We start from the raw sequence: 13,119 nt of genomic DNA, 5'->3' as shown, positions 1-13,119 counted from the left end.
TGCCTCAATACAACCTGAATATACATGTTTGCTACTGCAAGGCTCTAAGGGAGGCTTAACATGCTAGCCTCCATTATTCGCACTGCAATCGACAGGCGCGGTATATTTTTGATGCTGAGTTTTTTAGTCATTGGTTTTGGCTTATTTAGTTATCAAAAGCTGCCTATTGACGCCGTACCCGATATCACCAATATCCAAGTTCAAATCAATACACAAGCAACTGGTTATTCGCCGCTTGAAACTGAGCAGCGCATCACCTTTTTGGTAGAAAACGCTTTAGCGGGTTTGCCAAACTTGGATTATACCCGTTCACTATCTCGTTATGGCTTGTCTCAAGTGACCGCCGTATTTGAAGAAGGCACCGACCTGTACTTTGCCAGAAACCTCATTAATGAGCGGATAGGCATTATTAAAAGTCAGCTACCTGAGGGTATCGAGCCAGAAATGGGGCCGATTGCCACGGGTCTGGGTGAAATCTACATGTACACGCTCAGCGCTGAGCCGGGCACATTGACGGCTGACGGCAGAGACTTTGATGCGATGGCACTACGAGAACTGCATGACTGGGTGGTAAAACCTCAACTCGCTTTAGTAAAAGGTATCACCGAAGTAAACGCTATTGGCGGCTTTACCAAGCAATATCATGTGAATCCTGATCCTCAACGTATGCTTAATTATGGTGTGAGCACTGACGATCTGCTGAGGGCATTGGAGCGAAATAATGCCAATCAAGGTGCCGGATATATCGAACGTAACGGTCAACAAATACTGGTGCGCTCTCAAGCGCAGCTGGCCACAATTGAAGATATTGGTAATGTCGTGGTGACACTCACTAACCAATCTCCAGTGACCGTTAACGATATTGCCGAAGTGGCTATTGGTAAAGAGCTTCGAACGGGGGCTGCGACACGAGAGGGTAAGGAAACCGTCTTAGGCACTGCCATGATGCTCATTGGTGAAAATAGTCGTGCTGTGGCCTTGGCAGTGGCTGACAAAGTGGATGAAATCCAAGCTAGCTTGCCCGAAGGTGTGATAATAGAAACCGTTTACGATAGGACCGCACTGGTAGATAAAGCCATCAATACCGTGCGTAAAAACCTCGTTGAGGGCGCATTACTGGTGATTGTGGTGTTGTTTCTTCTGCTTGGGAATATAAGAGCAGCTATTATTACCGCCGCTGTGATACCGCTCGCTATGCTCGCCACAATAACAGGGATGGTGCAAACAGGAGTAAGCGCAAACTTAATGAGCTTAGGAGCGTTAGACTTCGGGTTAATTGTAGATGGTGCGGTTATCATCGTTGAAAACTGTATCAGGCGCTTAAGTGAAGCGCAGCGGCGAACCGGCTCAGTGCTGCTCATCAAGGAAAGACTTGAAGTTGTATATGAAGCAACCAACGAAGTAATACGACCTAGTCTTTTTGGCGTGATGATTATTACCATTGTATATATCCCTATTTTTAGTTTAACAGGGGTAGAAGGGAAGATGTTTCACCCGATGGCGGCCACCGTTATCTTGGCATTACTTGCTGCGATGGTGTTCTCAATCACTATTGTGCCAGCAGCCGTTGCGATGTTTATGTCGGGTAAAGTCAGTGAAAAAGAGAGCCCAATTATAGTTGGGGCGAAATCGGTGTATCGTCCGGTTCTTTTATGGTCGCTTAAACTACGTTGGTTGGTAATAGGCTCAGCGACATTATTGGTTGTTGTAAGCGTTTGGCTAAGCATGCGACTTGGCTCTGAATTTATTCCTCAACTTGATGAGGGGGATATTGCCTTGCACGCTATGCGAGTGCCCGGCACTGGCATAGAGCAAGCCGTGGATATGCAAAAAAGGCTGGAAGACGTCATTATGCAGTACCCACAAGTGAGCACTGTCTTTGCTAAAACCGGCACGGCAGAAGTTGCCACAGATGCGATGCCGCCAAATGTTACCGATACGTTTGTGATGTTGAAACCTATCGACCAATGGCCAGATCCTACTTTATCTAAAGCCGAATTTGTCGAGCAAATGGAGCGTGAGCTTCAAAACGTGCCCGGCAATAATTACGAGTTTACTCAACCTATCCAAATGCGGTTTAACGAATTAATTAGTGGCGTTAGAGCCGACTTAGGTATAAAAATTTATGGGGATGATTTAAATAAACTGCGCGATTCAGCCGGTGATATATTAGCGGTACTGCAAGATATACCCGGCGCTGCGGATGCACGCGTTGAGCAAGTTGATGAAATTCCTATCTTTACTGTGAACCCCAAGCCTTATGCTTTAGCGCGTTATAATTTGGATGTCACTGATTTGCAAACTTGGTTAAGCGCATCGATTGGCGGCAAAGAAGCTGGCTTGATATTCGAGGGCGACAGGCGATTCGAGATAGTCGTGCGCTACTCAGAGGATATTCGCAATAATCTTGATACGCTAGGCACCATACCCATTATGACAGGGGATGGTGATTATGTGCCTATAGCAGAGGTTGCAACGCTTAAATATGCCAGTATACCCAGTCAAATCAGCCGAGAAAACGCCAAGCGCCGTATTGTGGTAACGGCGAATGTAAGAGAGCGCGACCTAGGCTCGTTTGTTACTGAAGCAAAAATGCAAATAGCAGAAAATGTCGTATTGCCAAGTGGTTATTGGGTTGATTATGGCGGTACGTTCGAGCAGTTAGAAAGTGCGAGTCAGCGATTGAGCCTTGTTGTCCCAGCGACGCTTTTCTTAATTCTTGCATTGCTAGTCATTGCCTTTGGCTCGGTGAAAGATGCATTGATAATTTTCACCGGTGTGCCTTTAGCATTAACAGGTGGCGTTTTTGCGCTATGGGTGAGAGACATGCCCTTGTCTATATCAGCAGGCGTTGGTTTTATTGCACTGTCTGGCATTGCTGTGCTTAACGGTTTGGTTATGTTGTCGTTTATCCGTCAAAGGCTGGAAGAGACAGGTGAGTTAATTAACTCTATTGTTGATGGTGCTTTAACGCGTTTGCGGCCGGTACTGATGACGGCATTGGTTGCTAGCCTTGGTTTTGTGCCAATGGCGCTTAATGTGGGAACGGGAGCAGAAGTGCAGCGACCTTTGGCAACAGTGGTCATTGGCGGAATAATTTCTTCTACTTTGCTGACATTGATAGTCTTGCCTGTTTTATATCGACTTGTGCACGGCAGAAAACTTAAATAAAGGAGAAGTGAACGGCAGATTTCTTTAAAAAAGACATCTGCCATGCTAACTCTGTGATATCAGGCTCTTTATAGACGACTTTAGGGTGTGACTGAGCATGACGACCAAGGGGTTGTGTTGTTTTTACCGTTCGATTTTGTCGAATTGCCATCATCAGTTATTGTTGATGCTCGTGATGAATTTATGCAAACTCGGTATAAATTATGACTTGATGCTATTTTTCGTTTAGTAAGTGAGTCAAACTATTTAGGGCTTTATATGTACACAATAAGTAAACTCGCAAAGGAAGCAAATGTGGGTGTAGATACTATTCGATTCTATGAAAAGAAGGCCTTGTTGCAGCAACCGATAAAACCATCTCAAGGTGTACTATCAATATCTTCTCTTTGACGATAGTTTAATGATCAAATCTAAGCCAATTGCCGGATCTACTTCTATTGCTCTGCAATACTCTACGTACTCTAAGATCGTTAAATTGCGCTGTGCATTTTCAATCTTGCTCACTGTTTGAAATGGTTCGTCAATTCTTTCAGCAACATCTCTCAAAGTTAACCCTTTCTGTTTACGGGAATTTTTAAGCCAACTTGTAAGGGCTAAATAATCGGGATGTACAAGAGATTTAATCATCACTGCATTATGACAGTGAAACCTTATGTCCCGAAATTAGGGAATATCGTTCATGCTAAGAGATTAGTTGCCAACTTGCCATTGTAATTTGGACTGCTACGCCTTTTATGGACATCTTTAGGCTATTATTGTGCTTGAGAAACGAAAGTAGCAAAGCTAACATCGCTGACTAAATAGTCCTTGAGTGTCGCTGCCAACTTATTATTAATGATAAATTCTTCTCTGCCACTAATCAGCTGCCCATGCTCCCTGAAATAAGACAAAATAGCGGATTCTTCTTTAACAGGAGACTCGACATATTTACACAAAAACGTGGTATCGATATTTACTTTTTTTGCTCTGAGATGTTCACTGTGGCGTTTTTTTATTTCACGCTCAGTCTGGCCTATTTTAACCCGATACAAATTGTTTTCCTCTGACAGCATAGCTACGTAAATGAAGCCAGGCTTGTCAGTATTCACTAAATGTTCGTGCAACCACCATTTTTTTCCATCATTCATATCTCTCACAATTGCATTGCGTAATGCATGCTTATCGGTAACCTGATTGTTTACTATGTATTTGACCATCTGTTTATAAAGAGGAGTGGTAAGGTGGGGTAAGTCGGCAATATCCCATCCAAGCTCTAAAAAATTGGTTCGGTACTGCACCGACCCTAGCATTTCGTAAAAGAGTTGGTCGATTATGCTCCTTTTAATTTTTAACTGCGATAAAGCCCCCTTTATACCGCTTTCAGCAATCACTGATTGTATTTCAGCACATCGTAATAATTTAACTGGATGTTTGTTTGCGAGAGCCTTGGAGCACGAGCGAGAGAAGTATACGCCTCTTTCGTTACATTTTGATTTTAAATCAAAACCTCGTTCGCGAACCAATAATTTAAAATCACTAGAATAAACATTATTTTTGTTAGCATACTTTGCAAGGATACCAATGGTGACAAATCCAAAGAATTGGTCACTTAAAATAAAATGATTAAATACATGTTCACATATAGCGAGGTCTTTTTCATAAGAGCTGACGGTCATATTAATTCCCAAATATCTTCGGCTCAATTATTTTGTCCCGATTATATTGAATAATATACAGTTACCTTATTTAAACCAAATAAATATTTGCCGGTGTTTAATTAACTTTGTGACTGTTATCTATTGGTAGCCGAATTATAAGAAGGTGTACGGGTTTATTCTGCCACTACAGGGAACGATTGTAGTGGTCTTAGTGGAAAGATTATTGAGCGTAAAGTGCGGTAACTTGTACTAGTAACTTGTACTAGCTCAGACTTGATCTGGCAACCACACTAAGACAACTTATAAATCGAATTTTGCAATCTCGTCAATGTTAGTCAATAACGATTGAATCGCCTCAGTCTCATCGATTTTTTTCGCTTTCAAGGACTTACTGATATTTATCATTCTAATCATTCTAATTCTGACCTGAGACGACATTGCAAGTAAAACACTATCTAGCTGAGTTGATTGATGATTCAGTTCAGACGCCAAATGGACATATCTTGCCATAGTTGCATTTGAAGCATGCATTGTGACTTTTCGGCATGCTGTAGCAGCAACACTCAAAATATTATTAAAGCTTCCTGATGCTGCTAGTTTCTTAATCGCCTTAGCTACATTCATTGTAATAAATCTGTGTCGGAAAGAGTGATTTGTGACATGGCGCAACTCTTCCTTATACTTACTGGCATTAATTACTTTTTTTGCATAGTTTTTTAGATATGATTTTGCCAATGGTTTGCCACTTCGTGCATCAACAAAAATGGCGTCATGGTTTTGGTTGGGAAATGTGTTTTCGACTAACTTTAGGTAATACATTATGATCTGTAGGTCATCACCTGTGACTTCTACTTCTCTTTTTTTACCTTTATATTTACCCTTTAGAATCGGAATATCTCTTAATACACACTTCTTGGAATTCAGGAGCGACTTAGAAGCGTTTTCAACTGAAGATTTTGTTATCTGGTGAACTTCACTTATTCTTGCCCCAGTAATCTCAAGTAGTGTGGAGAAGGCTTGCCATCTGTATATTAAAAATTCATTAAGCTCTGGGTGATACGTGCTTTCATTAATGGCGTCCAACCATAAAACAAATTCATGATCGTGAATATACTCTACGTCCACGGCAATGCTAATCAACCCCGCAAATGATACATGATCTACATAAGTTATTTCTCTATTACCTGCTTTAAACTTCTTTTCAGAGTAATGAACACTGTATGCTCTCACCGTGTCTTTTTCTTCAGTTGCTAGTTTCCAGTGGGGATTTTCATCAGATAAAAATATAACGTAACCCAAAGCGACTCTGGCGTGCGTTAATACTGTTTCATCGGCAATCTTTCGATCTTTTAATACGCCTATGAATTGATATAAAGCCGAATCATTGATGTCGGATAGAGAAATTTTTTTATCTTCAAGGAAAGAACAAAATATATTTAGGCTATAAGCTTTCTTTGTAACCGTCGGTGCTAACGGCCTAATATTAAATATTTGAGCGCCTCCGCCCAATTTGGTTAGGTAAGCATTGGCGTGCCAATCTATGCCACCGCCTTTCTTCATTATTAAAGACAGTGAGCAATCATGTTTTTCATTTCTGCGCTGACTGGTTATAAGGAAATCAAGGCAGGGTGATTTAGCCGTCATGACATATGACATTATTTTATCAAAGCCAATCTGTTATTTCCTAAAATACGAGCCTGATCCAAAATCAGTTTTCTATAAGCTTTGTCTATTTGTTCGTCCTCTCTACAATTATCTAAAAGTTGCATGTATGCCCTGTAAACTTCTGCAAGTGCAGATTTTAAGTCTTCATTTTCTCTTTTCAACTCATTAATATCATGGGTTGTTAACCGAGTCTTTTTTATCGCAACGTTTTTATTTTTGTTTGCTTCTGATTTTTTAAGCCTTACATTAAGGTCTTCAATAGCAACTGATAATTCGCGTAAAGCTAATGCGTTGTGTTCTGTCATTGAAGAGTTGTAAGAATACCTTATTACGCCTAATGAGTCGTCGTGCCACTTATTTACCATTGTCTTAGTGATGGTGGATTTACTGGTCGTTAAGCTATCGGGAATCTCATCATAATGCTTTATGCTATTGAGGATTTCACTTTTACGAATCATTGATTCAGTGATCATTTTTTTTTTCAAAATTACAGATTGAGAAGTTTGCCCTTTTTGAAATCTCGCCACGTCAATATGCCTCTTTTTTCTGAAAATAAAAAAACACAGCATTTCCTTCAATTCGATGAAATCGAACTGTCTCACCAGTATTTTTTTTATGCTCATCGATCAAATCTCTTACTAAAGGTTCAATTACCAGAGATGTTTTTGCTTTTTTACGAGCTGTATTTACAATATTTGTTACGCTTGAATCACCCAGTATCGCCTTACCAAGAGAAGCACCAATCCTTGCAATTGTAACTTCTGCTTCGTCAATCCACTCGGAACTTGGAGATACTTCTGCGTAGTGAAAAGTTTGCTCTAGGTCAGCGTGCCCCAAAAACCAGGACAATTCTTCTAACCCCGTATTGTCAGTCATGTTGAAATACAGTACAGCAAACGTTCGTCGGTATTGGTGACTTCTTGGATACCATCGTTTTCCATTAATTAAGGGAGAGAAACTCCAGTCTGCAAACAAGTCTAGGCAACCATTTATATAATCATCGCTGAGAGGGGTAACACGCGATTGAGCAAATTCTGATGTATAGGCTTTAAAAGACGTGTGTGACAAAAAACCACCAAATAAGAACTGTTCGTTTTCATCTACAATAAAGCCTCTTCTCTCTTCTAGAACATTATTTAAAAGTGCAAACTCTAAGCCATAATCGAATATCAAGTCTGGTATTGGGCGGTGAACATCTTCAAGTTCAATACGTTCAGAAGTTTTTGGAATTCTTAAGACTAAATCGAAAAGTCCATCAATAGGCGATTGAACAAAGCAGTTCCGTTTTAAACTTCTCATAGACATAACTCTACTAGCAACAAAACCTGCTACTAGTATGTAAATTGAGGCTAAATATAACCTTATCGCAACGGCCATGGACATTTCTCGTCTAAATTGGCTGAAGCACACCAAATTGTCGTCACACCACGACGTAATATTCAGTTCTTTTAATACGTCTGGCAAAGGTGTTTCTTTAAACACTTCCTCTTGTAATGATGAGCTTGAGCGGTAAACGTCGCTGTTATCTACTTTTTTAAGCTCATTTTTCGCAAGAACGGATAAATGCTGGCGGATAGCATAACCATACTTCCTAGCAAATTTAAGGCTTGTTGAAATAGAATGCAGGTAATTAGAAGTAGGCATTATGGGGGTTTTTATTGATTGTCTCATGCTATCAAACAGAGTTTCACCATTGCTAAATAATGCTGCGGGCGAGTGAGCAAATTTATACTTTTGAGATGCCCTTGCTGTGTAGACCGCCTCAAGCAAAGATACTATATTTGATATTGTCTTTTCTGAAGGTTGTAAATCTGTGTCTATATCGAAATCCATTGTATTCGCAGGTTGAAATTCACGAACCTTATTGGGTTGGTTCCATTTCTTTGTCACTGAGTGGTCTTCTTGATAAGAACTCTTATCGTTTTTAGGTGGGTTACTCTTATAGTGTTTTTTCAAAGAGTGCTGCAATGACATTAGTGATCTTGTTGTTAAATTAAGCTCATTTTTTATCTTAATCCAGTCGATTCGTGAAGATGAACCATAGTTCAAATCTATGATTTTAAGGGCGGCAGCAAATACATGAGGCTGTGTATTATAATCCATAATAAAATCTTTAAGCTCGTTTAATTTTATTTGATCTAGTCCCCGTACAAGCAATCTTGATTTTTTTTGCCGAACCTCATTAGCATGTTTAATTAAGTCTGTAATGGCGACCAGAATGGCTTTAGCTCTTAATGGTCGTGTTATTTTTCCTCGTGCGTCCAAGTATAATAAGCTATGCATAATGTCTTTCAATAAAGGTTCATTATTTCCGTCAGTCAAATACTCCACGTCAGAAATCTTTCTTTTAAAATTTATCTTTAGTGCTTTGTTTTTGTTCTTACGATAGTAGTCAATATCTATAGCCACTTTTGAAGCTAACCATTCTTGGTCGTAAATATTGTCATTTAATAGCCATCTGGGCATTTCGTATTCAAACTTTCCTGCGGAATCAATCAATTTGGAAAAGTCAACAAAATCATCGTCTATTAAATTTGCACTTTCACTCATGTTTTATTTAACCTCGCTTTTTTGCACTGCAAGTTGAGCAGTTCGGAGCATTTGTTTCATTATGACAGTGCTTTCAGATATTGCTGAAACAGCATTGACACATTGCTCCTTAAGTATCGGATCACTACCAGTTTTAATATAGATAAGAGCTGTTTTTATATTGTCGATAGAAACACAAAAATACACCTCTTTATTCTGGGTATTTTCATCATTCGGGTTTTTAAGTTTGTCGTAAAAATTACCACCCATATCTTCATTGTTAAAAGCAACTTCAAGCTGAGACTTTAATTCCTCCTCACTCATATTAAGCGCGTCTGAGGGCGAATCTTCCAAACCAATCGCCATGTATAGCAATATATTTTGAAACGCTCTAATTTTATTTCTATAGATTAGCTCTGATAGATAAGGGGGAATGTATCTATTTAAGGTTGTTTCGACTTTATTACCTAAGTAATTTGCGGTTCTCAATGCATCCCCTCTTGATTGAAGAAATATTAACACCCCTTTGGAACCTCTTATTTTTTTTAATGTTGAGTGTTGTAAGGCATTATTTTCACTAGGTAGGCTCGCTTTCATTTTGTTAAAGTTATGTTGAAATGCAGTGTCTGAAACATGTTGCACCCCATTTGCTGTCCGAATTATCCAAAGCTTTCTAATTTCGCTCGAATTTCTGGCTCTACTTGTCATTTCTAAAGCCATTTTCAGACAAGTAGCAGCATCTATATCTGATTTTTGTATCTGTGAGAGTAAGACGGGGCCTCCTTTAGCTTTCCTTGTTTTTGATTGTTTTGCGCGTTTTTTTAAAGCGCGAAGTCGGACAGACCCTTCATCAGTAATTTGAACAAACTCTCTACCAACCCCGTCAGATGATATCGAGATATCGTAGAGAGAAAATGGATTGATGCCAATTTCTTCCACGATTATCGTTTGCATAGCTGAAGCTACTTCTATGGTCAGTCCCAAATATCTGTTTACAGAATTACTTACTTTGTAAGGGCTATTTGGGTCATTGGTCCCACCTGCGATATAAAACTCATAGTTGCTGTCATAATACGCAACGCGCTTAGATGTTAAAAAGTCAGATATGTTGTTTTCTGGCCAAATCGCGCTTAATTTAGCTTGAAACTTGGGAGCAAGCTCAGCTTCGATATCAATGTTTTTATCTGTATGTTGTACAATGAAATTTTTATATTGAGTAACAACTTCGGATCCTAATAAATAATCTTGATAACCTTTCCAAACAATATCTTTTGCTACATCCGTCAAGCAGGCAAGGTTCGTATGGATTTCTTTTTTCAACAGTTCGAGAAATCGTGGCGTATCTTTATTAGAAGATATACTTTTTAAATCGTATAAATCTAAGCTAGATACTAAGGGATTGTTTGCATGCAATGTTTGATCACGCCATGACCCCTTATAGTTGTCAGGCAGGTCTATTTGGCTGTCTAGTAGTCCTTGTTCCATTAGTGTTCTTATTGCTTTACTAATAATATGGAAATGCAAATAAGCTGTATTTCTTTGATACCGGTCAAGCAGGTTCGCCCGGAACTTAATTAATTCACTTTGTAAAACCAGTGGATGATTATACCAATCAGGCTTATCTGTAGTTATACCGTTAAGAAAATCTGTTAATTGAGCTATTATCCTCTGCTTCGTTTTCTTCTTGTATGCCATCGCGTGATTTATCAAAGCGCCAGAGATTTCAGGGCTACATGTTTTATTCAGGACTTCTTTAAATACTCCAATTTTAGGATTTACATGCTTGAATCCTAATTGAATTTTTCTAGGGATTGCTTGCTTTTTAAGTTCTTCATAAGTCATTTTGGGGATAGCAACACTGAGAAAAGAGAGATGTTCTGTAGAATAAGGTACCCAAGTTATATCGCCACGCTCTATCAATTTAATAATATGTGTTTTTAGTGATATAAAGTTTGAATATGCAGTAGGTTTAGCAAGTCGCTGGCTTAAATCTATAGCTACAAGTTTCAAACAATAAGTTAAGTCCTTTCTACCACTAGATAGCAATACAGGGCAGAGGATATTGCTATATGCAACAAGATTTTTTGATATTTTCATGACTTGGGAGTAGCTTATTTCTTTGAACAGTTCAACCGTGCCACCGTGTATAGACTCTCCATAATGGATTTTGATAAAGGCATATTTTTCATCTAAGCTCATTGTCGTATCCATTTGCATTTCCTACCTGTATGTTTTCAAATAGGTGAAGCTATTTTATTTTTGATATAAAGTCTAATATAACCGGATGTTCTCTAATTGAAATTAGGTTGCTCTGGTGACACTTAGCTGTAACGCCAGTGGCAAGATTAGAGCCCGTGTTTGTTGGCGGTGTTACTGTGTCAAACGCCACGCTACATAATCAAGATGAAATTGACCGACTAGGGGTGAAAGTAGGCGACTACGTTATTATTCGACGCGCGGGTGACGTTATTCCCCAAGTGGTTTCTGTGGTACAAGCCAAAAGAGATGACAACGTTAAAGACATTGTTTTTCCTACAGACTGTCCAGTTTGTGGCTCTAATGTAGAAAAACTGGAAGACGAAGCGGTTGCTCGTTGTACAGGTGGTCTTATTTGTGCGGCGCAGCGCAAGCAAGCGTTAAAGCATTTTGCCTCACGAAAAGCATTTGATATTGACGGTTTAGGCGATAAGTTGGTCGATCAACTCGTTGATGCCGATTTAGTGCATAGCCCTGCAGATTTCTTTAATCTTAAATTGGGCGATGTGGTTGGCCTTGAACGCATGGCCGAAAAGTCTGCAGCCAAATTGTTGCTTTCACTCGAGGCGTCGAAAACTACCACATTGGCGAAGTTTTTATATGCGTTAGGTATTAGAGAAGTCGGTGAGGCCACGGCAGCGAACCTTGCTTTGCACTTTGAAACCCTTGAGGCAATTCGTAACGCCAGCGAAGATGAACTCATTGAAGTGCAAGATGTAGGTGGTATTGTTGCGGCGCATTTGCATAACTTCTTCAACGAACCTCACAACACCGATGTTATCGATGCCTTACTAGAGGCGGGTATTAATTGGCCTGCAATTGAGAAAAAACCACAAAGTGCGTTACCGCTTGATGGAAAAACCTGTGTAGTCACAGGAACATTAAGTGAAATGGGCCGCTCCGATGTTAAAGCGAAACTGCAATTATTAGGGGCTAAAGTGGCAGGCTCGGTATCGAAAAATACCTCGTTTTTGGTCGCTGGTGAAAAAGCGGGATCTAAGCTTACCAAAGCACAAGAGCTAGATGTTGAAGTGTGGGATGAAGCTAAGTTACTCGCCTTTTTAGCAGAGCATGACTAGCCTTTTTAGCAGAGCATGACTAGCCTTTATAATTAGCACAGTTTGAGCAGTCAGTATTAACAGAACGCAAACCATACAAATGAAAAAAGGCGCCTTAAGAGCGCCTTTTTCATGTCTGCGTGTGTATGATTTGATGTACTTAGGCACGTACTAAGAACTCGTAGCCTAAGCGTCCGCCTGCCTATGGTAGGGGGAGCTGGCTACTGTGCTTGCACTTTGGCTTTCGCACGAGCCAATCTTCTGCGTTCCCAAGCCTTTTTAACCTGAAAACGCCAAATCCAGTTTAGGGTGAAATACCCCACGGCACTGGCGATGATGGAACAAATTGCGCAGCCAACCAAAAATGCGGGGCCAATAGTGCTGATGCTTTCCACCACCCATTGCCAACTGAATTGGAATTCAAAGTGTTCAGGCTTGGTCCCAAGTACAGTAGAACCAATCTTATAAGCAGCATAAAATATGGGCGGTATGGTGAAAGGATTGGTAACCCATACCGTGGCTACCGATAGCGGTAAATTCGCACGAAAAGGAATGGCGACGCCCGCAGAAAGCCACATTTGAAAGGGCACAGGCCAAAACGCAAAAAACAGCCCGATACAAAATCCGCCTGCCGCTGAACGTCTGTTTAAATGCCATAAATTAGGTTCGTGCAAAACGCTGCCAAACACGCGCAGAATTTTGTTGTTCTTTACAGCCTGCGGTTCAGGCAGGAAACGTCTAATAAATTTCTTAGGCATAACACTCGTTCGTTAACTATCAACATATGGGCTACATTCAGCCAT

9 protein-coding genes and 1 pseudogene are annotated in these 13,119 nt (G+C 40.1%); 3 read left to right on the top strand and 7 right to left on the bottom strand.

Annotated elements, in window-relative coordinates; genetic code table 11:
- The first annotated feature begins 60 nt into the window (after positions 1-60).
- Both ALT761_RS10675 and ALT761_RS10670 read left to right on the top strand, forming a co-directional pair.
- A complete protein-coding gene (locus ALT761_RS10675) occupies positions 61-3,171 on the top strand; it encodes an efflux RND transporter permease subunit (RefSeq protein ID WP_032094206.1) in 3,111 nt (1,036 codons plus the stop codon).
- A gap of 258 nt (positions 3,172-3,429) precedes the next feature.
- On the top strand, positions 3,430-3,561 hold the full coding sequence (locus ALT761_RS10670; RefSeq protein WP_232043427.1) for a MerR family DNA-binding transcriptional regulator: 132 nt from the start codon (positions 3,430-3,432) through the stop codon (positions 3,559-3,561).
- On the opposite strand, the gene ALT761_RS10665 is transcribed toward ALT761_RS10670, so the two are convergent.
- The 6 genes from ALT761_RS10665 to ALT761_RS10640 all read right to left on the bottom strand — a co-directional run bounded on the left by ALT761_RS10665 (position 3,544) and on the right by ALT761_RS10640 (position 11,213).
- Positions 3,544-3,798, bottom strand: coding sequence for a helix-turn-helix domain-containing protein (locus ALT761_RS10665; protein WP_129740618.1), 255 nt, complete (start codon positions 3,796-3,798; stop codon positions 3,544-3,546). The two genes, ALT761_RS10670 and ALT761_RS10665, sit on opposite strands and share 18 nt — an antisense overlap.
- A gap of 125 nt (positions 3,799-3,923) precedes the next feature.
- Entirely contained in the window at positions 3,924-4,826 is a 903-nt protein-coding gene (locus tag ALT761_RS10660; protein ID WP_032094204.1) for a GIY-YIG nuclease family protein, read from the bottom strand.
- 282 nt (positions 4,827-5,108) lie between these two features.
- The gene (locus ALT761_RS10655) at positions 5,109-6,452 is read right to left on the bottom strand and encodes a site-specific integrase (RefSeq protein ID WP_232043425.1); all 1,344 of its coding nucleotides are present in this window, start codon (positions 6,450-6,452) and stop codon (positions 5,109-5,111) included.
- Between the two features lie 11 nt (positions 6,453-6,463).
- Entirely contained in the window at positions 6,464-7,000 is a 537-nt protein-coding gene (locus tag ALT761_RS10650) for a hypothetical protein (protein WP_032094202.1), read from the bottom strand.
- 1 nt (position 7,001) lies between these two features.
- Positions 7,002-9,023 (bottom strand): hypothetical protein, encoded by a 2,022-nt coding sequence (locus tag ALT761_RS10645; RefSeq protein WP_052009989.1) that lies wholly within the window; start codon positions 9,021-9,023, stop codon positions 7,002-7,004.
- 3 nt (positions 9,024-9,026) lie between these two features.
- A complete protein-coding gene (locus ALT761_RS10640; RefSeq protein ID WP_052009988.1) occupies positions 9,027-11,213 on the bottom strand; it encodes a hypothetical protein in 2,187 nt (728 codons plus the stop codon).
- A 113-nt stretch (positions 11,214-11,326) separates the two neighbouring features.
- Here ALT761_RS10640 and ligA point away from each other — a divergent pair.
- Positions 11,327-12,337 (top strand): annotated as a pseudogene (ligA, locus tag ALT761_RS10635) (NAD-dependent DNA ligase LigA); the annotation flags it as partial.
- Positions 12,338-12,537: 200 nt separating this feature from the next.
- Here ligA and ALT761_RS10630 read toward each other — a convergent pair.
- Positions 12,538-13,074, bottom strand: a complete 537-nt coding sequence (locus ALT761_RS10630; protein WP_057791593.1) for a DUF2062 domain-containing protein — start codon at positions 13,072-13,074, stop codon at positions 12,538-12,540.
- Positions 13,075-13,119: the final 45 nt, after the last annotated feature.

Origin of the sequence: Alteromonas sp. 76-1, from assembly GCF_900654235.1 — a bacterium.
Lineage (GTDB): Bacteria > Pseudomonadota > Gammaproteobacteria > Enterobacterales > Alteromonadaceae > Alteromonas > Alteromonas naphthalenivorans.
The sequence above is the reverse complement of the archived record's forward strand: the minus strand, read 5'-3'. Positions and strand labels throughout refer to the sequence as shown.

Bases quoted from the DNA above. Each gene is read 5' to 3' on its own strand.
- ALT761_RS10675 (WP_032094206.1), top strand. From the start codon at position 61: ATGCTAGCCTCCATTATTCGCACTGCAATCGACAGGCGCGGTATATTT.
- ALT761_RS10670 (WP_232043427.1), top strand. From the start codon at position 3,430: ATGTACACAATAAGTAAACTCGCAAAGGAAGCAAATGTGGGTGTAGAT.
- ALT761_RS10665 (WP_129740618.1), bottom strand. From the start codon at position 3,798: ATGATTAAATCTCTTGTACATCCCGATTATTTAGCCCTTACAAGTTGG.
- ALT761_RS10660 (WP_032094204.1), bottom strand. From the start codon at position 4,826: ATGACCGTCAGCTCTTATGAAAAAGACCTCGCTATATGTGAACATGTA.
- ALT761_RS10655 (WP_232043425.1), bottom strand. From the start codon at position 6,452: ATGACGGCTAAATCACCCTGCCTTGATTTCCTTATAACCAGTCAGCGC.
- ALT761_RS10645 (WP_052009989.1), bottom strand. From the start codon at position 9,023: ATGAGTGAAAGTGCAAATTTAATAGACGATGATTTTGTTGACTTTTCC.
- ALT761_RS10640 (WP_052009988.1), bottom strand. From the start codon at position 11,213: ATGGATACGACAATGAGCTTAGATGAAAAATATGCCTTTATCAAAATC.
- ALT761_RS10630 (WP_057791593.1), bottom strand. From the start codon at position 13,074: ATGCCTAAGAAATTTATTAGACGTTTCCTGCCTGAACCGCAGGCTGTA.